General features: G+C 64.9%; 21 protein-coding genes, 1 tRNA gene and 3 pseudogenes. 13 read left to right on the top strand and 12 right to left on the bottom strand.

Translation table 11 applies throughout. From position 1 onward, the window contains the following. The first annotated feature begins 65 nt into the window (after nucleotides 1-65). The 6 genes and pseudogenes from LRS08_RS12965 (at nucleotide 66) to LRS08_RS12940 (ending at nucleotide 6,763) form a co-directional block, all read left to right on the top strand. Nucleotides 66-1,235 carry a dipeptidase gene (locus LRS08_RS12965; protein ID WP_257843305.1) on the top strand — a complete coding sequence of 390 codons (1,170 nt, stop codon included), beginning with the start codon at nucleotides 66-68 and terminating at the stop codon, nucleotides 1,233-1,235. A 27-nt stretch (nucleotides 1,236-1,262) separates the two neighbouring features. Next, nucleotides 1,263-1,499, top strand: a complete 237-nt coding sequence (locus tag LRS08_RS12960; RefSeq protein ID WP_257843306.1) for a hypothetical protein — start codon at nucleotides 1,263-1,265, stop codon at nucleotides 1,497-1,499. A 204-nt stretch (nucleotides 1,500-1,703) separates the two neighbouring features. After that, a pseudogene (locus LRS08_RS12955) lies at nucleotides 1,704-2,634 on the top strand (bifunctional riboflavin kinase/FAD synthetase). A gap of 152 nt (nucleotides 2,635-2,786) precedes the next feature. Then, nucleotides 2,787-5,774 carry an isoleucine--tRNA ligase gene (locus tag LRS08_RS12950; protein ID WP_257843308.1) on the top strand — a complete coding sequence of 996 codons (2,988 nt, stop codon included), beginning with the start codon at nucleotides 2,787-2,789 and terminating at the stop codon, nucleotides 5,772-5,774. A 5-nt stretch (nucleotides 5,775-5,779) separates the two neighbouring features. Next, a pseudogene (gene lspA, locus LRS08_RS12945) lies at nucleotides 5,780-6,312 on the top strand (signal peptidase II). After that, nucleotides 6,305-6,763 (top strand): DUF3035 domain-containing protein, encoded by a 459-nt coding sequence (locus LRS08_RS12940; RefSeq protein ID WP_257843309.1) that lies wholly within the window; start codon nucleotides 6,305-6,307, stop codon nucleotides 6,761-6,763. Before lspA ends, LRS08_RS12940 begins: the two are co-directional and overlap by 8 nt. 105 nt (nucleotides 6,764-6,868) lie before the next feature. Here LRS08_RS12940 and LRS08_RS12935 read toward each other — a convergent pair whose 3' ends face one another. The 4 genes from LRS08_RS12935 to LRS08_RS12920 all read right to left on the bottom strand — a co-directional run bounded on the left by LRS08_RS12935 (nucleotide 6,869) and on the right by LRS08_RS12920 (nucleotide 9,180). Beyond that, complete coding sequence (locus LRS08_RS12935) at nucleotides 6,869-7,597, bottom strand: TorF family putative porin (protein WP_257843310.1); 729 nt, start codon at nucleotides 7,595-7,597, stop codon at nucleotides 6,869-6,871. Between the two features lie 211 nt (nucleotides 7,598-7,808). Continuing rightward, nucleotides 7,809-8,267, bottom strand: a complete 459-nt coding sequence (locus LRS08_RS12930; protein ID WP_257843311.1) for a RidA family protein — start codon at nucleotides 8,265-8,267, stop codon at nucleotides 7,809-7,811. Beyond that, nucleotides 8,264-8,911 (bottom strand): HAD family hydrolase, encoded by a 648-nt coding sequence (locus LRS08_RS12925; RefSeq protein ID WP_257843312.1) that lies wholly within the window; start codon nucleotides 8,909-8,911, stop codon nucleotides 8,264-8,266. Before LRS08_RS12925 ends, LRS08_RS12930 begins: the two co-directional genes overlap by 4 nt. Beyond that, nucleotides 8,908-9,180 carry a DUF3572 domain-containing protein gene (locus LRS08_RS12920; RefSeq protein ID WP_257843313.1) on the bottom strand — a complete coding sequence of 91 codons (273 nt, stop codon included), beginning with the start codon at nucleotides 9,178-9,180 and terminating at the stop codon, nucleotides 8,908-8,910. The genes LRS08_RS12925 and LRS08_RS12920 overlap by 4 nt, the downstream gene beginning before the upstream one ends. Nucleotides 9,181-9,245: 65 nt before the next feature. Here LRS08_RS12920 and LRS08_RS12915 point away from each other — a divergent pair, with 65 nt between their 5' ends. Then, a complete protein-coding gene (locus LRS08_RS12915; protein WP_260480808.1) occupies nucleotides 9,246-9,596 on the top strand; it encodes a response regulator in 351 nt (116 codons plus the stop codon). Between the two features lie 124 nt (nucleotides 9,597-9,720). Here LRS08_RS12915 and LRS08_RS12910 read toward each other — a convergent pair whose 3' ends face one another. Further along, nucleotides 9,721-10,560, bottom strand: coding sequence for a hypothetical protein (locus LRS08_RS12910; RefSeq protein WP_257843315.1), 840 nt, complete (start codon nucleotides 10,558-10,560; stop codon nucleotides 9,721-9,723). A gap of 60 nt (nucleotides 10,561-10,620) precedes the next feature. On the opposite strand from LRS08_RS12910, the gene LRS08_RS12905 reads away from it, so the two are divergent. Beyond that, a protein-coding gene (locus LRS08_RS12905; protein ID WP_374580061.1) for an IS5 family transposase occupies nucleotides 10,621-11,399 on the top strand; the annotation gives its coding sequence in 2 pieces (ribosomal slippage) (nucleotides 10,621-10,978 and nucleotides 10,978-11,399; 780 coding nt in all). A 680-nt stretch (nucleotides 11,400-12,079) separates the two neighbouring features. Here LRS08_RS12905 and rpmG read toward each other — a convergent pair. Further along, nucleotides 12,080-12,247 carry a 50S ribosomal protein L33 gene (rpmG, locus tag LRS08_RS12900; RefSeq protein ID WP_257843316.1) on the bottom strand — a complete coding sequence of 56 codons (168 nt, stop codon included), beginning with the start codon at nucleotides 12,245-12,247 and terminating at the stop codon, nucleotides 12,080-12,082. A gap of 191 nt (nucleotides 12,248-12,438) precedes the next feature. On the opposite strand from rpmG, the gene LRS08_RS12895 reads away from it, so the two are divergent. The 4 genes and pseudogenes from LRS08_RS12895 (at nucleotide 12,439) to LRS08_RS12880 (ending at nucleotide 14,959) form a co-directional block, all read left to right on the top strand. After that, nucleotides 12,439-12,756: a hypothetical protein gene (locus LRS08_RS12895; RefSeq protein ID WP_260480807.1), complete on the top strand. Its 318-nt coding sequence runs from the start codon at nucleotides 12,439-12,441 to the stop codon at nucleotides 12,754-12,756. 11 nt (nucleotides 12,757-12,767) lie between these two features. Next, on the top strand, nucleotides 12,768-13,334 hold the full coding sequence (locus tag LRS08_RS12890; RefSeq protein WP_257843319.1) for a TMEM165/GDT1 family protein: 567 nt from the start codon (nucleotides 12,768-12,770) through the stop codon (nucleotides 13,332-13,334). Nucleotides 13,335-13,391: 57 nt separating this feature from the next. After that, a pseudogene (locus LRS08_RS12885) lies at nucleotides 13,392-14,358 on the top strand (IS481 family transposase). A gap of 103 nt (nucleotides 14,359-14,461) precedes the next feature. Next, nucleotides 14,462-14,959, top strand: a complete 498-nt coding sequence (locus LRS08_RS12880) for a Dps family protein (protein ID WP_257843321.1) — start codon at nucleotides 14,462-14,464, stop codon at nucleotides 14,957-14,959. A gap of 53 nt (nucleotides 14,960-15,012) precedes the next feature. On the opposite strand, the gene LRS08_RS12875 is transcribed toward LRS08_RS12880, so the two are convergent. The 3 genes from LRS08_RS12875 to dapB all read right to left on the bottom strand — a co-directional run bounded on the left by LRS08_RS12875 (nucleotide 15,013) and on the right by dapB (nucleotide 16,520). Then, nucleotides 15,013-15,089 (bottom strand) — tRNA-Arg (locus tag LRS08_RS12875). A gap of 43 nt (nucleotides 15,090-15,132) precedes the next feature. Continuing rightward, on the bottom strand, nucleotides 15,133-15,795 hold the full coding sequence (gene nth, locus LRS08_RS12870) for an endonuclease III (RefSeq protein WP_257843322.1): 663 nt from the start codon (nucleotides 15,793-15,795) through the stop codon (nucleotides 15,133-15,135). Then, entirely contained in the window at nucleotides 15,792-16,520 is a 729-nt protein-coding gene (dapB, locus tag LRS08_RS12865; protein WP_257843323.1) for a 4-hydroxy-tetrahydrodipicolinate reductase, read from the bottom strand. The genes nth and dapB overlap by 4 nt, the downstream gene beginning before the upstream one ends. A gap of 110 nt (nucleotides 16,521-16,630) precedes the next feature. Here dapB and LRS08_RS12860 point away from each other — a divergent pair, with 110 nt between their 5' ends. After that, nucleotides 16,631-17,545, top strand: a complete 915-nt coding sequence (locus tag LRS08_RS12860) for a M28 family peptidase (RefSeq protein WP_260480806.1) — start codon at nucleotides 16,631-16,633, stop codon at nucleotides 17,543-17,545. Between the two features lie 36 nt (nucleotides 17,546-17,581). On the opposite strand, the gene rpoN is transcribed toward LRS08_RS12860, so the two are convergent. The 3 genes from rpoN to LRS08_RS12845 form a co-directional block, all read right to left on the bottom strand. Further along, nucleotides 17,582-19,087 carry an RNA polymerase factor sigma-54 gene (rpoN, locus tag LRS08_RS12855; protein WP_260480805.1) on the bottom strand — a complete coding sequence of 502 codons (1,506 nt, stop codon included), beginning with the start codon at nucleotides 19,085-19,087 and terminating at the stop codon, nucleotides 17,582-17,584. Between the two features lie 3 nt (nucleotides 19,088-19,090). Next, complete coding sequence (lptB, locus tag LRS08_RS12850; RefSeq protein WP_257843324.1) at nucleotides 19,091-19,867, bottom strand: LPS export ABC transporter ATP-binding protein; 777 nt, start codon at nucleotides 19,865-19,867, stop codon at nucleotides 19,091-19,093. 104 nt (nucleotides 19,868-19,971) lie between these two features. Further along, entirely contained in the window at nucleotides 19,972-20,526 is a 555-nt protein-coding gene (locus LRS08_RS12845) for an LptA/OstA family protein (RefSeq protein WP_260480804.1), read from the bottom strand. Nucleotide 20,527 lies beyond the last annotated feature (1 nt).

Here is a 20,527-nt window from a genome sequence, read left to right as displayed (position 1 = left end):
GGATCGGATGCGCGGCACGGTGGATGCCGGAACAAGTCCGGCATGACGACTGGGGGGATGGGGCGATGCGGAAATGGATTTGGGGTCTGGTTGCCCTGATCGCGGTGGCGTTGTTCGCCTTTTTCGCTTTTGCCCCCGGATATGTCGAACAAGGGATGAATCAAGTCGTCGCGACCAAGTTGCCGGTCGTGTCCGATTCCACCCGTCAATTACACGCACGTCTGCAGATCGCGGATCTGCATGAGGACACTCTGCTGTGGAAACGCGACGTACTGGAGCGCGCGGATCGCGGTCATGTCGACCTGCCCCGGCTGATCGAGGGCAACGTCGCGCTGCAGGTCTTCTCGTCGGTGACCAAGACGCCGAAGGGGCAGAATTACGACGCGAACAGCGCGGAGACCGACAATATCACGCTGCTGACGGTCGCGCAGTTGCAGCCGGTGCGCACCTGGACCTCGCTTCTCGAACGCTCGCTATTCCATGCGCAAAAGCTGGAGCGAGCGGCGGCGCGGTCGGAGGGGCGGTTGCACGTGATCCGGTCGCCCGGCGAACTCGATGCGCTGCTGGCCGCGCGTGCGGCGGGGCAGAAGGCGGTCGGCGGGCTGCTGTCGATCGAGGGGCTACAGAATATGGAGGGCAAGATCGAGAATATCGACCGGCTCTACACCGCCGGCTTCCGCATGGCTGGCCTCGTCCATTTCTTCGACAATGAGCTGGCCGGGTCGATGCACGGCGAGAAGAAGGGCGGGCTGACCCCGCTCGGTCGCCAGACGATTGCGCGGATGGAGCAACTTGGCATGATCGTAGACATCGCCCATGCCAGCCACGCCAGCGTCGCCGAAATCCTGAAGATCGCGAAACGCCCGGTTGTCTCGAGCCACGGCGGGGTGCAGGCGGTGTGCAAGGTCAACCGCAACTTGAGCGACGCCGAGATTCGCGGCGTGGCGAAGACCGGCGGGGTGGTCGGCATCGGTTACTGGGATGCGGCGATTTGCGGGACCGAGCCGGAAAAGGTCGCGGCGGCGATCGCGCATGTCCGCGATCTGGTGGGGATCGATCATGTCGGGCTGGGGTCGGATTTCGACGGCGCGGTGACAACCGGATTCGATACGGCACAGCTGGTCTATGTGACCCAGGCGCTGGTCGATCGCGGGTTTACGCCGGAGGAGATCGGCAAGGTGATGGGCGGCAATGTGCTGCGGGTGCTGCGCGCGGGGATGGCGCCGGGAAAGTGATCGGTCACGGGCATTAGAGGAGGCGAGATGGACAAGGATATGGCCCGAATCTTGGCCAATGGCGGAACCGCTGCCTCGCGCGAGCTGGTCCGGCTATATGATATTTTGAAGCATCATCTGCCGGAAGATTCCGATCTTCGAAACGGCGTAGCGAGCGCGCTTGCTGAGATCGGATTGCGCGTTACGCAGCCAGCGTTCGATGCCTGGCCGGAGTTGCGGGAAGAGTTTGAGCTTCGGCTCGACAAATATGGCGTAGCTACCTGAGCGGCAGTCCCGGTCATCGGTGACGACGCCTTAGCGGCATTAAACAATCCTCCCCGGAACGGGGAGGTGGCAGCGCGCAGCGCTGACGGAGGGGGCCCGAGGCAAGGGTTTCCGTTGCCTCGGGCCCCCTCCAACTTCGCATGGTCCCCCTCCCCGTTCCGGGGAGGATTTGCACGTCTCTTCTCAAGCTCTATAGCCGCGCCGATGGAGCGGCTGGACGGAGCGGCTTCGGTCCCCCGGGCATCTGCGCGGCGGGATCGTGGCGCTGGGGAATTTCGATGGCTTTCACCGCGGCCACCAGGCGGTGGTGGGCCGTGCGGTGGCGCGTGCGCGCGATGAAGGGCGTCCGGTCATCGTCGCGACGTTCGACCCGCATCCGGTGCGGCATTTCCGGCCCGACACCCCGCCCTTTCGCCTGACGACGCTGGACCAGCGTGCGCGATTGTTTGCGCAGGCTGGGGCGGACGCGATGCTGGTGTTCCAGTTCGACGGTTCGCTCGCCTCGCTGTCCGCGCACGAATTCGCGCAGCAGCGGCTGGTCGAGCTGATCGGCGCGGGCGGGGTCGTGACCGGCGCGGACTTCACCTTCGGCAAGGGACGCGACGGCAATGTCGCGGTGCTGGCCGAGCTCGGCGCGGAGCTGGGGTTCAGCGTCGATACCGTCCTGCCGGTCGCGGCGGAGGGCGAAATCGTATCGTCCAGCCGCATCCGCGACGCGCTGCGCAAAGGGCGTCCGCGTGAGGCCGCGGCGTTGCTGACCCGGCCGTTCGCGATTCTGGGCGAGGTCGAGGGCGGCGCGAAGCTGGGCCGCGAACTGGGCTATCCGACCGCCAATATCCGGCTCGGCAGCTATCTGCGCCCGCGTTACGGGATTTATGCGGTGCGGGCGCGGCTGGGGGACGGGCGCGTGGTCGATGGCGTCGCCAATCTGGGCGTGCGGCCGACCTTCGACCCGCCGGTCGAGTGGCTCGAGCCCTATTTCTTCGATTTTTCGGGCGATCTTTATGGCCAGATGGTCGAGGTTCAGCTGGTCGACTTCCTGCGCGACGAGGCCAAATATGACGATATCGACGCGCTGAAAGCGCAGATCGCGCGCGATTGCGACGCGGCACGGGAAGCACTGCGAATTACCTGACTCCCCTCCCGCTTGCGGGAGGGGTCGAGGGAGGGCATGTCCCCGCAACGGTTCGCTTGCAGTCGCGCGACAGGCCCTCCCCTAGCCCCTCCCCGCAAGCGGGAGGAAAGCTCTTTCCGCCCCGCCCGCTTTCCTCTAATCGGCGCAGACCCATGACCGACACCAACGACACGCAGCGCGACTGGCGCGACACCGTCTTCCTGCCGAAGACCGACTTTCCGATGAAGGCGGGGCTTGCCGCCAAGGAGCCGGAGATCCTGGCGCGCTGGGCCAGGCTTGGCCTGTACGACCGGCTGCGCGAGCAGCGCGCGGGGCGTGAGCGCTTCATCCTGCATGATGGCCCGCCTTACGCGAATGGCGACATTCACATGGGCCATGCGATGAACAAGATCCTCAAGGACATCATCGTCCGCAGCCAGTCGTTGATGGGCAAGGACGCGCCCTATGTCCCCGGCTGGGATTGTCACGGCCTGCCGATCGAATGGAAGATCGAGGAAGCCTATCGCGCCAAGAAGCTGAACAAGGACGAGGTGCCGGCGGCGGAGTTCCGCGCCGAATGCCGCGCCTATGCCGAGAAATGGGTCGCGGTGCAGCGCGAACAGTTCGAGCGGCTGGGCGTGATGGGCGATTGGGACGATCCGTATCTGACCATGAAGTTCGACGCCGAGGCGACGATCGCGGGCGAATTGCTGAAGTTCGCGGAGTCTGGCCAGCTCTATCGCGGGGCCAAGCCGGTGATGTGGTCCCCTGTCGAAAAGACCGCGCTGGCCGAGGCCGAGGTCGAATATGAGGATGTGGTGTCGACCCAGATCGACGTCGCGTTCGAGATCGTCGATGCGCCGAACGCGCCGGAACTGGTCGGCGCGCATGCGGTGATCTGGACGACCACGCCGTGGACGATCCCGGTGAACCAGGCTTTGGCTTATGGGCCGGATGTTGAGTATCTGCGTTTCGCGATGTGGTGGGATGGAACCACCGGCACCAAGCCATCCGACGGCGGCACGTTCATCGTCGCCGAGCCTCTTTTGGAAGCGTTTCGCGACCGGCTAGAACGGCTCAATCTACAAGCGGACGGCTCCGGCCCGAAGCTAATGGAAGAGTATTTCGGTCGAGTACGAGGTTCACAACTCGCCGGTGCCACTGCCCGCCACCCGATGCATCATCTCGGCGGCTTCTTCGCCAAGCCGCGCCCGTTCCTGCCCGGCGACTTCGTCACCACCGACGCCGGCACCGGCCTGGTCCATATGGCGCCCGATCATGGCGAGGACGATTTCCTGCTGTGCAAGGCGCATGGCATCGACCCTGTCTTCGCGGTCGACGATGCGGGCATGTACCGCGCCGACTGGCTGTGGCTGGGCGGTCAGGGATCGGTGATCAACAAGAAGTTCGTCGCATCCGACGGGCCGATCTGCACCGACCTGCGCGCCGCCGGGGCGCTGCTCGCCGCGTCGGACGATTTCGCGCACAGCTATCCGCATAGCTGGCGGTCCAAGGCCAAGATCATCTTCCGCTGCACCCCGCAGTGGTTCATCCCGATGGATGGGAGCCGTTCGTCCGTCGCCCCAGCGAAAGCTGGGGCCTCAGGCGAGAGCGCGGGACAGGAGCCGCACGAGACCCCAGCTTTCGCTGGGGTGACGGGGAGAGATGTCGCCGCCGAGCTGCCCGGCTTTGCCGCCGACATCGGTTTCGGCCCTATCGTGAACCCGTCCAACGCGCCCACCCTGCGCGGTCTGGCGCTCGACGCGATCGAGCGCACCCGGTGGGTGCCGGAGAAGAGCCGCAACCGCATCCATGCGATGGTCGAGGGCCGCCCGGACTGGGTGATTTCGCGGCAGCGCGCCTGGGGCGTGCCGATCCCGCTCTATGTCCACCGCCAGAACGGCGACTATCTGCGCGACGACGCGGTCAATGTCCGCATCCTCGACGCATTCCGCGCGGGTGGCGCGGATGCTTGGTTTGGGGCGGATCATCAGGCGTTGCTGGGGCCGGATTACAACCTCGCCGATTATGAGGTGGTCAACGACATCCTCGACGTGTGGTTCGACAGCGGATCGACCCACAGCTTCGTGATCGAGCAGCGTTACGGCGAGGGCGTGCGCGCAAACCTGTATCTCGAAGGGTCGGACCAGCATCGCGGCTGGTTCCAGTCGTCGCTGCTGGAGAGCGCCGGGACGCGCGGGCGCGCGCCCTATGACGCGGTGCTGACGCACGGCTTCGCGCTCGATGGGCAGGGGCGCAAGATGTCCAAGAGCCTCGGCAATGTCGTCGATCCGCTCAAGATCATCGGCGAGAGCGGCGCGGACATCCTGCGCCTGTGGGTCGCGCAGACCGATTATTTCGAGGATGTGCGGATCGGCAAGGAGGTGCTGGCGGGCACGGGCGACGCGTATCGCAAGATCCGCAACACCTTCCGCTATCTGCTCGGAGCGCTCGATGGCTTCAGCGATGCTGAAAAGGTCGGGGTCGAGGCGATGCCCGAACTGGAGCTGTATGTGCTTCACAAGCTCGGCATGCTCGATGTCGAGCTGAAGGCGGCGGCGGAGGCGTATGAGTTCAACCGCTATGCCCGTGCGGTGTCGGACTTCATGAACGAGGACCTGTCGGCCTTCTTCTTCGATATCCGCAAGGATTGCCTCTACTGCGACGCGGCGGACAGCCCGAAGCGGCGGGCGTATCGCACCGTGCTCGACACGCTGTTCCACGCGCTGGTCCGCTATGCCGCGCCGATCCTGGCGTTCACCGCCGAGGAAGTGTGGCAGGCGCGCTATCCGTCCGAGGACGGCTCGGTCCATTTCCTTGAATGGCCCGAGCTCCCGGCGCTGCCCGGCGATGACGCGATCTCGACCGAGTGGGAGGATATCCGTCGCCAACGCGAGACGGTGACCGAGGCGATCGAGCCGCTGCGCCGCGAGAAGGTGATTCGATCGAGCCTCGAGGCCGAGGTGACGGTTCCGAACCTGCTGCGCCCCGCCGCCGAACTGGCCGAGGTGTTCATCGTCGCCGATGTGCATCACGGGTCGGACGAGGGCGTCGCGGTCAAGCGGACCGATCACAAGAAGTGTGGCCGGTGCTGGCGTCTGCTTCCGGAGGTTGAAGCCGATGGCGCGCTGTGCCACCGCTGCGACTCGGTAGTTTCCTGAAAGACATGGGGTCCATGAACCGCAACCGCACGATCGGCTTCGCCCTCGCCTTCCTGATCTTTGTCGCCGATCAGGCGATGAAGGCGTGGGTGGTCGAGGGGCTGGGCATCGACGCGCCGGGCAAGGCGATCGAGGTCGTTTCGTTCTTCGACCTGCGCTTCGTTGCCAATATCGGAGTGTCGCTGGGGCTGCTCGCCGCCGAAACCGACACGATGCGCTGGGCGCTGGTCGCGCTGACCGCCGCAATTGCGGGGGCGTGGGCTGGTGGATGGTCCGCGAGACCAATCGCCAAGACATGTTCGCGCTCAGCCTCGTGCTGGGCGGCGCGTTGGGCAACATCGTCGACCGGGTGCGGTTCGGCTATGTCGTCGACTATGCCGATCTGCACTTTGGCGAATGGCGCCCTTTTTTGGTCTTTAACGTCGCCGATGCTGCGATTACCATCGGCGTTCTGATCCTGCTCATCCGGGCGCTGTTCGTGCGAGAGAAACCCAAGGCCGATGACACCGGCGCCCCTGTGGAGAATGCCAATGCGTAAGTCCGTGCTTGTTGTCGCTGTATGCGGCGCGGCGACCCTGCTCGCCAGCTGCGGCAGCAGCCTGTTGGGCGACCGCAAGCGTCCCGACGAATTCGCCGTGGCGCGTCAGGCGCCTCTGGTGATCCCGCCCGACTTCGCGATGCGCCCGCCGCAGCCGGGTGCACCGCGTCCACAGGATGCCGGCGGTCCCGCGCAGCAGGCGCTCGAAGCGCTGTTCGGCGGCAGCGCGCCGCGCAGCGCGTCGGAACGCGCCGCTCTTGATGCGGCCGGTGCACGTACCGGTGCCGATGCCGGCATCCGCTCCGGCGTGGGCAGCCCCGACACCAGCGTGGTCGACAAGGGCAGCACGACCCGCGACATCGTCGCCGCGCCACAGGGCGATGGCCGCGACGCGCAGACCCAGGCTGGCGGCGCCCCGGCCCCTGCCCCGTCGCCTACGCCGCAAGACTAGGGGTTTGGAGCCCTTTCCCGCTTGCGGGAGTGGCAGGAACACCAAAGCAAAAGGGCCGCGGAACCATCGTTCCGCGGCCCTTCGCTTTGGCTGGTGCCGGTCGGCTTAGAACGCCGCGCCGAGCGTGAACAGCACGGCCCCGTCCGCGCCAAACGTTTCCTTGAACGGAGCACGCTCATTGGTGTTCACATAGGAGACGCCGAAGGTCAGCGCCTTCCAGCTGGCTTCCGCGCCGATCGAATAGTCGAGCACCCGGCCGTCGCCGTCATAGCCGCCAAGGAAGCTGTCGCTCCACGCATGGCCCAGGCTGCCCTTCACCTTGAGAGGTGTTTCCGGAATGGCGATGGTGACGGTGGCCGAGGTGTAGAAGGAACCGGCATCGCCCAGCGAATCCTGCCCGTCGGGTGCCCAGGCCACGAAGCCCTTGATCGTCGCCGGACCGACGGTGCCGGTCAGCGAGAAATAGGGTTCGATGATCGAGCTGTCCGCCGTGCCGGGATAGAGATAGACGGTCGCGCCGATATCGGCGGTCAGGCCCGAGGCCACTTCCTTCGCAAAGCCGGCGAACACGTCGATTTCGGTGCCGTTGGCAAAGCCGATGCTCGACCCCCAGGTGCCGACATAGACGCCGCTCTCATGCGCGACGGTAAAGCCGCCCTGAATGGCTGCCTCTTCGTTCGACTGCGTGAAGCCGCGGAAGCGATAGTCGCTGACGACGGTCGCCGACCCGGTGATGGTGAAGGCGTCGGGTGCCTCGGTCTCGTCCTGCGCGAACGCGGGGGTGGCGGTGGCGGCGAGCAGCAGCGCGCCGGCGATGGACTTGGTGAAACGCATGGGATCCCTTTCGTCTTGGTGCGATTTCGGTCCCATCCTGCAATGGAAGGGCTGCCGCATGGCTCAGGACATATGTCCCGGCGCGGCTATTGCCTCCCACCGAGGGAAAGTTGCAGCATTTCGTTGCGCTGCACAATTCTATTTCGCGCCCCGAACGCAATTGCGTCGCCGCTGTTGCGGCGGCGCAACAGAATTGTAACAGCGGTGACCGTTACTTTACAGCAACAATCGCGTCGATCTCCACGGCAGCCCCACGCGGCAGCACCGCCACGCCGACTGCGGCGCGGGCATGGCGGCCGGCTTCGCCGAACAGCTTTTCCATCAGCTCCGACGCGCCATTGGCGACCTGGGGCTGCTGCGTGAAGCTGGGATCGGAGTTGACGAATACGCCGAGCTTCACGATCCGCTCGACCCGGTCGAACCCGCCCAGCGCCTTGCCGATCTGGGCAACAACCATCAGGCCGCAGCGCTCGGCGGCTTCCTGCCCATAGGCAAGGTCGCGGTCTTCGCCGAGGCGACCGGTCATCACGACGCCGTCCTTGAACGGCAACTGGCCGGAGACGTGCATCAGCCCGCCCGCAGTGACGGTGGGGACATAGGCCGCGACGGGCGCGGCGGCTTCGGGCAGTTCGAGGCCGAGTTCGGCGAGGCGGGCAAGGACGTCGGTCATGCTGGGTTCTCCTGAGAAAGGGATTGCGGGGCAGGCGTGCCATCGGCGAAGCGCGCGGAAATCCAGCGCTGCGCCTCACGCCAGTCGTCGATCCGCGCGTGTGCGTGCGGTGCAGCCGGAACATGCGGCGCGAGGCGGGGTTCGGACACCATGTGCAGGCGGAACACCTGTGGTGCGATGCGCGCGACCGATTCGTGGTGGGTAGCAAGATCGTCGACGAACACCGCGACGCTGGCACCATGTTCCTCGACCAGCCGCTTCACGGGCCGCCCCTTCCCGCCCTGATTGCATTCGACGCGGTGAACGATGCCGTGCGTGTCGAGCTGGGCGATGCGGTGTTCGCGGCAGTGATCGCGGAGATTTGTGAGGATGACGATGTCGGCCTGTTCGGCGAGCAGCGTCAGCGATTCACGCGCGTGCGGAACGAGCGTCTGGCGGTCCATTTGCGCGGGGAAAAAGCCGTCGAGATAGACCCACATCGCCTCGGGCGTCAGCGTGCTGCCGTCGCGCGGCTTCATCGCCTGTGCCCACTCATGGCTCGTCAGGTCGAACTCGATATCATGCGCCTCGTCGAGCCACACCCCGAAATGCCGCACCATGTGCAGCAGCACTTCATCGCAGTCGCAGATCAGGAGCGGCTTCATTGGGTCTCCAGCGCGTGGCGAGCGGCGACGAGCGCGGCAGGGGTTGTTCCGGTCGCGTCGGCGCAGGCGATCAGGTCGGGCTCATGCGCCTCGAGGAAGCCGAGCACGGCAGTGAGAACATCGGCGTCGCCGGCACGCGCGCGCAGGTCGTGCGGCGACAGGCCGGTCAGGTCGAGCAGCCGGCGCGCGCGCGCCGCATCGGACAGCGCCCAGGCCAAGGCACCCAGCGCCAGCGTCCCCGCCTGCTCATTTGTCACCGCGTCGCGCATCGCCTAGAGCTTCGCCCAATCGTTCGTTGGCCAATCGTTCGTCGAAGGGATCGCGTGGCAAAAGGGTGCTGGTTGTCGAGGACAACGAACTCAATCTCAAACTTTTCTGCGACCTGCTGCGCGCGCACGGCTTCGAGACCTCGGCGGTCCGCGACGGGCGCGAAGCGGTGGCGACCGCGCGCGCCTTTTCGCCCGATCTGGTGATCACCGATATCCAGCTGCCGCATATTTCGGGCATCGAGATCATCGGGCGGATGCGCGGTGATCCGGTGCTGAAGTCGATTCCGGTGATGGCGGTGACCGCCTATGCCGGGCAAGAGGACGAGGCGCGGATCCGCGCGGCGGGGGCGAACGCCTATGTCACCAAGCCGATTTCGGTGATGCGGTTTGTGGAAGAGGTGCAGGCGCTGTTGTAGGGGGTGGGCTGGGGTGCGGTGGGTATTGGGTCGGGGAGTCTCTCTCCGTTGAGAGCCTCCTCAACTTAACCGCATCCGGCGATGGATGCCCAGTTTTGTCAACAGTGGCTAGAGACAACAGAGCCTAGAACTGTATCGCCCCGAATTTGATGTTATGAATTTTCGCAATATGTTTGCCTAATGCATCTGTTGCCGCTCGATAACGCCCGTTCTTTTTCAATTGATTGCACATCAGCTGATCGATATTCGGCAGTCCTGTCGAAAGTGTGACCGTACAGCGCTCAACGCGCCCAAAGTAGTTGACAAGCAAATCTGCGCTAAACGGGCCAATCGAACTTCTTTTTACTGTAAGCGCCCGGTCAATAGCATCGACGTCGAGCCATCCAGCCATGTTGCCCTGAGGGGTCAGTGGACGATTGGGCGGTGGGGCGATCGGGCGGCAATTGTCGAGCGCGGCGCGGGCGCCACTAAAGTCTGCCAAGGTGAATGTTTCCACGACCCTGCCTTGATAGGCATAATCGAACGAGCGGCTGGACCGGGACAGCCATTCCAGCAAATCATAGCCACCATAAAGCGTGATGACTGGGAACTCGAGATCTACGGGGAAGCCTTGAATGATCCTTTGGCCCTTCCGCTCCGTCGACACATTGTATCGGATACTTGGATTGCCGGAGGATCGGGGCTGCACCTTTATGCCAATTCCGCCGGAGCCGGCCCAAGCGGGCAGCGCATTGCTCGACCGTACGCTTATCATGAACGGAGCGCCGTTGGCGAATGGATGATCGCGGTACACCGAGACCCGAAGTGTCCCCGACGCACCATCTACTCCAAGGCACTTATATTCGTCGCTTCGCGCTTTCCATCCACCGCTTTGCGCCTGAGCCGACGGACTGACGAGCGGGCTCGTCATCAGAGCAGTCGAGAGTCCTGCAATGACAAGAAACCTTTCCATGGCGATACGCACCCCATTGGCCTAGGGTCGGGACCCATAAACGGGATTCCCTTGGCGGCTGGGATGTGATTCATGCGCTGCGCCAGCAGGAGCGTGGATTTGAGCGAGTTTTGGTTGAGTGAAGCCCAGTTCGAGCGGCTGCGTCCGCTGCTGCCGGACAAGGTGCGCGGTGTGGCGCGGGTCGATGATCGGCGGGTGATCAGCGGCATCATTCATGTGGTGAAGTCGGGCGGGCGCTGGGTCGACGCGCCGGCCTGCTACGGGCCGAGGAAGACGCTCTACAACCGGTTCGTGCGCTGGGCGGCAAAGGGTGTGTGGCAGGAGCTGTTCGTCACGCTCGCGGCAGCAGGCGGGCCGCCCGCCGAGGTCCTGATCGACAGCACGCATATGAAGGCGCACCGCTCCGCGGGCGGTGGAAAAGGGGGGCGCTCGTCCAGGCGATCGGGATCAGCCGGGGCGGCCGCAACAGCAAGCTCCACGCGCTCACCGACGGCGAAGGTCGGCCGCTCCGCTTCCTGCTGACCGGTGGCCAGGTCGCCGACTGCCGCGCAGCCGATGTGTTGCTCGATGATCTCGCGCCGCGCACCATCGTGCTCGCGGACAAGGCTTACGACAGCAATGCGATCCGCGACCTGATCGAGCGGCAGGGTGCCGTTCCGAACATCCCCTCCAAGACGAACCGCCGCTGGAAAAGCTGCTTCTCCAAGACGCTCTACAAGGGCCGCAACGCCGTCGAGCGCATGTTCTGCCGCCTCAAGGATTATCGCCGCATCGCCACCCGCTACGACAAGCTCGCCACCAACTTCCTCAGCGCCATCTACCTCGCCGCAGCCGTCACATGGTGGTTATGAGTCCCGACCCTAATGAAGAATGACGCCCCACATGTTCGCTAGCGGCCATAGCCTACTTTGTTAGCCACTATAGCCTGCATCCTAAATACCGGAGACGCAATGGCTTCGAACGAAAAGAGCTAGTTGGTTATTTATTCTACGGAGCAAATTCGTTACTCGCTCGTTACGACCACCTTTCACGCCTCGTTCGGCCGCGCTATCCCCACCATGCCATCCACCGAAGCAATCGGTGCCAGCAGGCCTTTTCGGACAAGATGTGTATGCGCTCGGCGGTAACCGGCCTGCCGAGGCGTCGCCGCGCGCCTAAGCCGATGTTTGTCGCTGTTGCCCGATCCGGAACCCTGTCCATTTCATCGTGGCACATTCCGATGACGACGGGTGCGGCGGAGTTTCGCCGATCCGCATCAACGCTGCACCTGGGATATCAACGCCCGGAATCGCTGCACCGTTCATTTGGGACGGGGCGCTTTCGGGCTTGGTAATGGGAGAAGATTCTGGGGATAAAATAGGTAATCGTGGCGAGCTTGGAACCTCACCCCCCTCATCACCGCCACAACATCAATTGAAGTGACGCCCCGGCCAACACACAAAAAGCCGCAGAAGCGATCCTTCTGCGGCTCCGCGTGCCGTGGGCGGCCCCGGCCTGCGCCGGGGCTGCGTAAGATCGGCTGACGCCGGTCTTACTTGATCTTCGCTTCCTTGAACTCGACATGCTTGCGCACGACGGGGTCGTACTTCCGGAAGCTCAGCTTCTCGGTCAGGTTGCGCGGATTCTTCTTGGTCACGTAGAAAAAGCCGGTGTCAGCGGTGCTGACGAGCTTGATCTTGACGGTAGTCGGCTTGGCCATCGCCCGGGTCCTGCAAAAATCAAAAACGAATAAAGCGGCCGCGCGCTGGCAGACCGCTCTCAGGAGGGGCGCATGCCGCCTTGGCGCGGCAATGTCAAGCGCGTGGTCGTCCGCGTGAGTGTGTTATCATGCTGTTAACCATATTGTCGCACGCTCTCGCCATAGAGGAGAACGGACGAGCGGAGGCGGTAATGACGGGCGGACTGAACTGGGTGCTGACGAACGAACTCCACCAGCAGATCGATTCGATCGGCGCGCGCGCGGCGCGCGCGGCGACGTCCGACCTCGCCGCCGATCTTGACGCGATTCGGAAGATCGCGATGGCCAATGGCCTGACCCCCGCCGTGTGCATCGTCCACGCGATCGGATCTGCGCTGGCGCAGGGACAGCGCGGACCGATGATCGCCGACGGCCTGTCGCTGCTGCGCGACGCGGTGGCGTGCGGGCGTACCGATTCGCGCACCGGCGCGGCGTTCGCCGCCGCCTGCTCGATCCGCCTCGCCAGCTGAGACACTGAATTATGGAGGCGGTGGTCCCTGCGTTCATCGCCGCACTGCTGACGCAGGCCGGGGATCGTTCGCCCTGGCTCGTTGCGATCCTGGCCGATCGCTATGGCCGCCCCTTCACTGTCGCGTTCGCCGCGCTGCTCGCCCATGCCGCCGGCAACGCCATCGCCGCGACGGGCGCATTGCTGATCGCACCGCTGCTCACACCCAATGCCAAGCAATTGCTGCTCGCGCTCGCGCTGATCTTTGCGGCGATGGGGGCGTTGTGGCGGCTCAAGGCGCCCGACCGGCTGGAGGGCTGGCGGCTGGGTGCGTTGCTGACGCCACTGCTCGGCATCTTTATCCTCGCGCTCGGCGATACGACGCAGTTCTTCACGCTGGCCTTCGGGGTGCGCGCACAGACCCCGTGGTTTGCGCTGGGCGGAGCGTGCGCGGGAATTTTCGTGGTGAACCTCGCCGCCGCGTTGATGGGCGAACTGAGCTGGCGCCAGCTGCCGATACGCGGGTTTCGCATTGCGTTCGGGCTCTTCTGCCTGCTCGCAGGCGTAGTGATCGGTGCGGCCGCGCTGCGACTGATCTAGGTGTTTAGTCCCGCAGTGTGGTGGTACGACTGACCATCATATTTTGCGGGAAGAGCTATGGGCCAGGTTCTACACGGCAGCGCCACCACGACTGAGGCAGTCCGTCGAGCGATACAGCGGAGTGAAGAGAGCGTAAGAGCGCTCGCCCGTCGCCACGGCATCAGCGCCACGACGGTTCAGAAGTGGCGCAAGAGAACGCATACCGCCGACGCCGCGATGGGGCCGAAGGCCATTCATTCCACCGTCCTCACCACCGAGGAGGAGGCGATGATCGTGGCCTTCCGGCGCCACACGCTCTTGCCGCTCGATGACTGTCTGTACACGCTGCAGGCCACGATCCCCCCACCTGACACGCTCGGCTCTTCATCGCTGCCTGCAGCGTCATGGCATCAGCCGACTGCCAGATATGACCGGCGACAAGCCTGCCAAGCAGAAGTTCAAGGCGTACCCGATCGGCTACTTCCACATCGATATCGCCGATGTCCGCACCGAAGAGGGCAAGCTTCACCTCTATGTGGGCATCGATTGCACCTCGAAGTTCGCCTTCGTCCAACTGCACCACAAGGCAGATCGGCCGACGGCGGTGGCATTCCTCGAGGCGCTGCTCGAGGCGGTGCCGTACAACCTGCATACCATCCTCACCGATAACGGCATCCAGTTCGCCGACCTACCGCGTAACCGCGATGGATGGACCGCCCGCTATCGCGTCCACCGTTTCGATCAGATCTGCCGCGAGCACGGGATTGAGCACCGCCTCACCAAGCCAAACCATCCCTGGACCAACGGCCAGGTCGAGCGAATGAACCGCACCATCAAGGATGCCACGGTCAAACGCTACCATTACGATAGCCACGACCAGCTTCGGCAGCACCTCCAGCTCTTCATTGACGCCTACAATTATGGCCGAAGGCTCAAGACCATACGCGGCCTCACGCCCTACGAATACATCGCCCGCGTCTGGACAGACGACCCAGACCGCTTCAAAATCGACCCGTGTCGCCACACCCCGGGACCAAACACCTAAGCTGTCAATATGCCTGATCGGGCAATTGCGTCAGCGAATGCGGACCCCAAATGGGTATGAGTCGTTCCACATCCGACTCAACCAATAGCGAGGGACCCCGACCATGGCCGATACCGACGCCGCGCTGAAGACGCCGACCGATCTTGCCCGCAACGATACGAAGAGCGTGGCGGACGCGCTCAATGGCATCTTGGCGGACAGCTTTGCGCTGTACCTCAAGACCAAGAATTTCCACTGGCACGTATCCGGCCCGCATTTCCGCGACTATCATTTGATGCTCGATGATCAGGCGACGCAGATCCTGGCGACGACCGACGTGATCGCCGAGCGGGTGCGCAAGACCGGCAACACGACGCTGCGATCCATCGGCGACATCGCCCGCCGCCAGACGATCAAGGATAATGACGCCGAGTTCGTCAGCGCCGAAAAGATGCTCGCCGAACTGCGCGAGGATAATCTGAAGCTGGTCGAGAAGCTGCGCGAGGCCAAGGAAATCGTCGACGACGCCAAGGACAATGCGACCAGCGGCGTGCTCGACGACTGGACCGACCAGGCCGAGGAACGGGCATGGTTCCTGTTCGAGAGCAGCCGAAAGGGGTGAATGAGCCAGCCGGGCCGCTACGCGGTCCGGCACTTGGCTGGGCATGGGAAGATTGGCGCACCCGAAGGGATTCGAACCCCTGGCCTCTGCCTTCGGAGGGCAGCGCTCTATCCAACTGAGCTACGGGTGCGTGGGATGCAGCGCCTAGCAAAGGCTTGCGCGCTGCGCCAGCGCTAAACCGCGGCTTCTTTCCAACCCTTGGGCGCGGGAGTCTTGGGCTTGTAGGCGCACAGATCGACAACCGGACAGCGCCAGCATTCGGGGGTGCGCGCCTTGCAGATATAACGGCCGTGCAGGATCAGCCAGTGGTGCGCGTGGAGGCGGAAGGGCTGCGGGACGACCTTTTCCAGCTTCTTCTCGACCGCAAGCGGGGTCTTGCCGGGTGCAAGGCCGGTACGGTTGCCGACGCGGAACAGATGCGTGTCGACCGCGAACGTCTCATGCCCGAACGCGACGTTCATCACGACATTGGCGGTCTTGCGACCGACACCGGGGAGGCGTTCGAGCGCGTCGCGGTCCTCTGGAACCTGGCTGCCATGCTGCGCGATCAGCGCTTCGCTGAGTGCGATGACGTTCTTGGCCTTGCTGTTGAACAGGCCGATCGTTTTGATGTGCTGCTTGAGGCCATCCTCACCCAGCGCGACCATCTGCTCGGGCGTCGTGACCTCGGCAAACAGGCGCCGGGTCGCCTTGTTCACTCCGGCATCGGTCGCCTGCGCCGACAACACGACGGCGACGAGCAACGTATAGTCGTTGACCGATTCGAGTTCGGTCTCGGGGTGCGGGTTGGCCGAGGCCAGCCGCTCGAAAAAGGCGAAAATATCGGCCTTCTTCAAAGCCCGAGCACCGAATCCATCGTGTAGCGCCCGGCGGGCTGGCCCGCTAGCCACAGCGCCGCGCGCACCGCGCCGCGCGCGAAGATCGCGCGATCCTGGGCATAATGCGCCAGCTCGATGCGCTCGCCTTCGGTCGCCAGCATGACATTATGGTCGCCGACGATGCTGCCGCCGCGCAGCGACGCGAAGCCGATCGTCCCCTCCGCCCGTGCGCCCGACAGGCCGGCGCGGTCGGCGACGCGGACTTCGCCGAGCGAAACGCCGCGCCCGGCGGCGGCGGCTTCGCCGAGCATCAATGCGGTGCCCGAGGGCGCGTCGAGCTTGTGCCGGTGGTGCGCCTCGACAATCTCGATATCCCAATCGGGGCCAAGCCGCGCCGCCGCCTCGCGTACCAGCCGGGTGAGCAGCACGACGCCAAGCGAGGTGTTGCCGGTCTGGAGCACCGCGATGTCGCGCGCGGCATCGTCGATTGCGGCGTGATCGGTGGCGGTGAGACCGGTGGTGCCGATAACGATCGGCGTCCCCGCGTCGCGCGCGGCGGCAAGATGCGCGGCCAGCGCCGAAGCGGTCGAGAAATCGACCAGCGCATCGGCGGCGCGCGCCAGCTCGGTGGGGTCGTCCCCCGCGTCCGCGCCGCCGGCAAGGCGCACGCCTTGAACGGCCAGGATGTCGCGGATGGCGGTGCCCATGCGGCCGAGGCTGCCGTAGATGCCGATGCTGGTCATGGCTTGTGCTTGGCGGGGGAAGGCGGCGACTGCAACAGGGGAATTGCTGCGTGGCGGGGCGGTTCGGCTTTTCGCTTGCGGTGCAGGCGGTTGGCGGCGAAGCAACGGGGATGCTTGTTCGCGCGCTCGCCCTTTCCGTCGCCCTGCTCACCCCCGTCGCCGCGTCGCCGGATCAGTTGTTCGAGGATGTCCGCATCCTCGCAGCGGATGGCATGCAGGGGCGACTGGTCGGGACGCCGGGGTCGGCCAAGGCGCGCGCCTATCTGATCGGGCGGATGCAGGCGATCGGGATCGAACCGTTCGGCGAGGGGTATGAACAGCCCTTCAAGGCGCGGCACAAGGACCAGACACTCGACGGGGTCAATCTGGTCGGCCGGATTCGCGGGACGCGATCGAGCGACCGGGTGCTGGTGATCGGCGCGCATTACGACCATTTCGGCGTGCGCGACGGCAAGGTGCTCAACGGCGCGGACGACAATGCGTCGGGGGTCGCGACATTGCTGTCGATCGCGGCGAGTTTCGCCCGCGAGCGCCCCGTGCATGACGTGATCTTCGCGCTATGGGACGCCGAAGAGCAGGGAATGTACGGCGCGATGGCGTTCGTCGAAGCGCCGCCGGTGCCGCGCGGACGGATCGTGCTGAACCTCAACCTCGACATGATGAGCCGTAGCGACAAGGGCGAATTGTGGATCGCAGGGGCCCATCACTATCCTTTCCTGCGTGCGCGGTTCGAGGCGCTGGCGAGCGGTGCGCCGGTGACGCTGAAGATCGGGCATGACGGGCCGCTGTGGAAGGGCAGCGACGACTGGACCGCGGGGTCGGACCATTATGCCTTCCACCGCCGCGGCATCCCGTTCGCGTATATGGGAGTCGAGGACTATCCCGATTACCACCAGCCGGGAGACGATTTCGACGCGATTCCGAAAGAGTTTTTCGCGCGTTCGGCTGCGACGGCGTTGATGGCGGCGCGGCTGTTCGATCGGGAGTTGGGGGCGATTGCTAACGAGGCCGGGCGGGGGGAGTGATGCCCATCAATCCTCCCCCGCAAGGGTGAGGCCTTTCTACGCCCCCTCCAGCGCCTTCTGCCGTCTGCGCTGGACCGAACTGCCGATGCCCATCGCCTCGCGATACTTCGCCACGGTCCGGCGGGCGATGTCGAAGCCCTTGGCGTTGAGCATCTCGACCAACGTGTCGTCGGACAGGATCTTCTTGGGATCCTCCGCCTGGATCAGCGCGCGGATCGCGCTCTTCACGGCCTCCGCCGAAACCGCGTCGCCGCCATCGGCGGACTGAATCGCCGAGGTGAAGAAATATTTCAGTTCGAACAGGCCGCGCGCACAGCTGAGATATTTGTTGCTGGTCACGCGGCTGACGGTCGATTCGTGCATCTCGATCGCATCGGCGATCTGGCGCAGGGTCAGCGGCTTCAGGTGGCTGACGCCGTGGCGGAAAAACGCTTCCTGCTGCTTCACGATCTCGCTCGCCACCTTGATGATCGTGCGCTGGCGCTGGTCGAGTGCCTTGACCAGCCAGTTGGCGCTGGCGAGCATGTCGCTGAGCCACGCCTTGCTCGACTTGTCCTGCGGCCCCGCCGACACCTCGGTATAATATGCCCGGTTGACCAGCACGCGCGGAAGCGTCGCGCTGTTGAGTTCGATCGCCCAGGCTTCGCCGCGCCGCGCCACGAAGATATCCGGGGTCACAGCCGAAACCGGCTCCCCGCCATAGCGACAGCCGGGCTTGGGATCGTAGCTGCGCAGCTCGCGGATCATGTCCGCCATATCCTCGTCATCGACGCCGCAGATGCGCTTCAGCCGCGCCAGCTCGCCGCGCGCGAGCAGGTCGAGATTCGCGATCAGCGCCGCCATGCACGGGTCGTAGCGGTCCGCCTCCTTGGCTTGGAGCGCGAGGCATTCGGCGAGGTCGCGCGCGCCGACGCCGGTCGGGTCGAGCGTCTGAATCACCGCCAGCACCGCCTCCACCCGTGCGAGCGGCACGCCGAGCCGGCTGGCGATATCGAGCAGCGGGGCGGTCAGATATCCGGTCTCGTCGATCTGATCGATCAGATGCTGGGCGATGAACAGGTCCGCGCCGTCGATCACCGCACCGATCTGCGCCGTCAGGTGATCGGCAAGGCTGAGGTCGGGGGACGAGAAGCTGTCGAAATCGGGGCCATCCTCGCTGCTGCCCCCCGCCCCGCTCATACCAAGGCCACCGTCGAGGCCACCGACCGAATCGGCGGCGCTGTCATGGTGAAAGGTCTCGGCGGTCAAATCGACGTCGAGCGCGGCTTCGCCAGTCGCATCGCCGGAGGAAAGAAGTTCGCTCGAATCCGCCGGGCCGTCACGCTCTACCACCGGCTCGTGCGGCTCGCCCGGTTCGGCGATATCGCCCCGCTCGTCATCCGCGCGCCCAGTTTCGAGCAGCGGGTTCTTCTCGATCTCCTCGGCGATGAACGTTTCGATCTCGAGGTTGGACAGCGCAAGCAGCTTGATCGCCTGCTGCAACTGCGGCGTCATCACCAGCGATTGCGACTGGCGCAGATCGAGGCGGGGAGCCAGGCTCATGGCTTAGAGCGAGAAGCCTTCACCAAGATACAAGCGACGGACATTGGCGTCGGCGACAAGGTCCGCCGGCGAACCGGCGAACAATACGCGACCGTCATAGATGATCGAGGCGCGGTCGACGATGTCGAGCGTCTCGCGAACATTATGGTCGGTGATGAGGACGCCGATATTGCGCGTCTTCAGCTCCTTCACCAGATCGCGGATATCAGCGATCGAGATCGGGTCGATGCCCGCGAACGGTTCGTCGAGCAGCATGATCGAAGGATCGGCGGCGAGCGCACGGGCGATTTCTGCGCGGCGGCGTTCACCGCCCGACAGCGCCATCGCCGGTGCGTCGCGCAGGCGGGTCAGCCCGAATTCGTCGAGCAGCTTTTCCAACTTGCCTTCGCGCGCGGCCTTGTCCGGCTCGGACAGTTCGAGCACGGCGGAGATGTTCTTGGCGACGGTCAGGCCGCGAAAGATCGAGGTTTCCTGCGGCAGATAGCCCAGGCCCAAGATCGCGCGGCGGTACATCGGCAGCGGGGTGATGTCGTGGCCATCGAGCATGATGCGGCCAGCGTCGGGCTTCACCAGCCCCATCACCGAATAGAAGCAGGTCGTCTTGCCCGCGCCGTTCGGACCGAGCAGCCCGACCACTTCGCCGCGCCCGACCGACAGCGACACGTCGGACAGCACGACGCGCTTGTCATAGGATTTGGCGATCGACACGACGGCCAGTCCCGAACTGGGCGGGGCACCCGCGTCGATCTTTTCCGGTTCGAGTGTCTCGACGTCTGCCATAATGCCCTTCCTGATCGCAGGAGATGCTTAACGAATCCCCGCCGCCCAGTCACTTGGCAAGTTTCGTGCATGGAGAAAGGCGGCGACCCGCCCGGATGCCCCGATCAGTCGCGGTCGGGGACGGTGAAGCGTCCGGTAACGCGACCGCCGGAGCGGACCACGGTACCGTCAGGAGCCCTGGTCGTCGCGACCCCCGACCCGTCGATCGCGGCGCGACCGCTGTCGAGGTCGATCGTCAGCCGCCCGCCGCTGACGGTATTGCCGCCCTGGGTCAGGGTGACATTGCCCAGCATCGTGATGACGCGGCGGTTGATGTCGTACACGCCATATTGCGCACGCGCAGTCTGGTCGGGTCGGGTGACGGTGACCCCGCCCGACGCATCGAAGCGCGTAGCGGCGGGCGATCCGTCGATGATCTGACCGCTATAGGTCACGGTAACCCGCGCGGCGCTGAGCGTCAGATTCGCCTGTGTGATCTTGACCCCGCCCGACAGGATCGCCCGGTTCGCGCGGTCATCCAGCTGGAGGTTCTGTGCGTCGAAATTGATCGGCGCGCTCGAATCATGACGCGATTGGCCGACCGCTGCGCCGCCGATCAGGGCGGTGGTGAGAAGGGCCGCAGAGGCGGCAATCAGCAGGGGGCGGGGCGCACGAGCCATG

The sequence above is a fragment of the Sphingomonas sp. J315 genome (assembly GCF_024666595.1).
GTDB lineage: Bacteria > Pseudomonadota > Alphaproteobacteria > Sphingomonadales > Sphingomonadaceae > Sphingomonas.
Note: the sequence above shows the minus strand (reverse complement) of the source record. Positions and strands in the feature narration are given on the sequence as shown.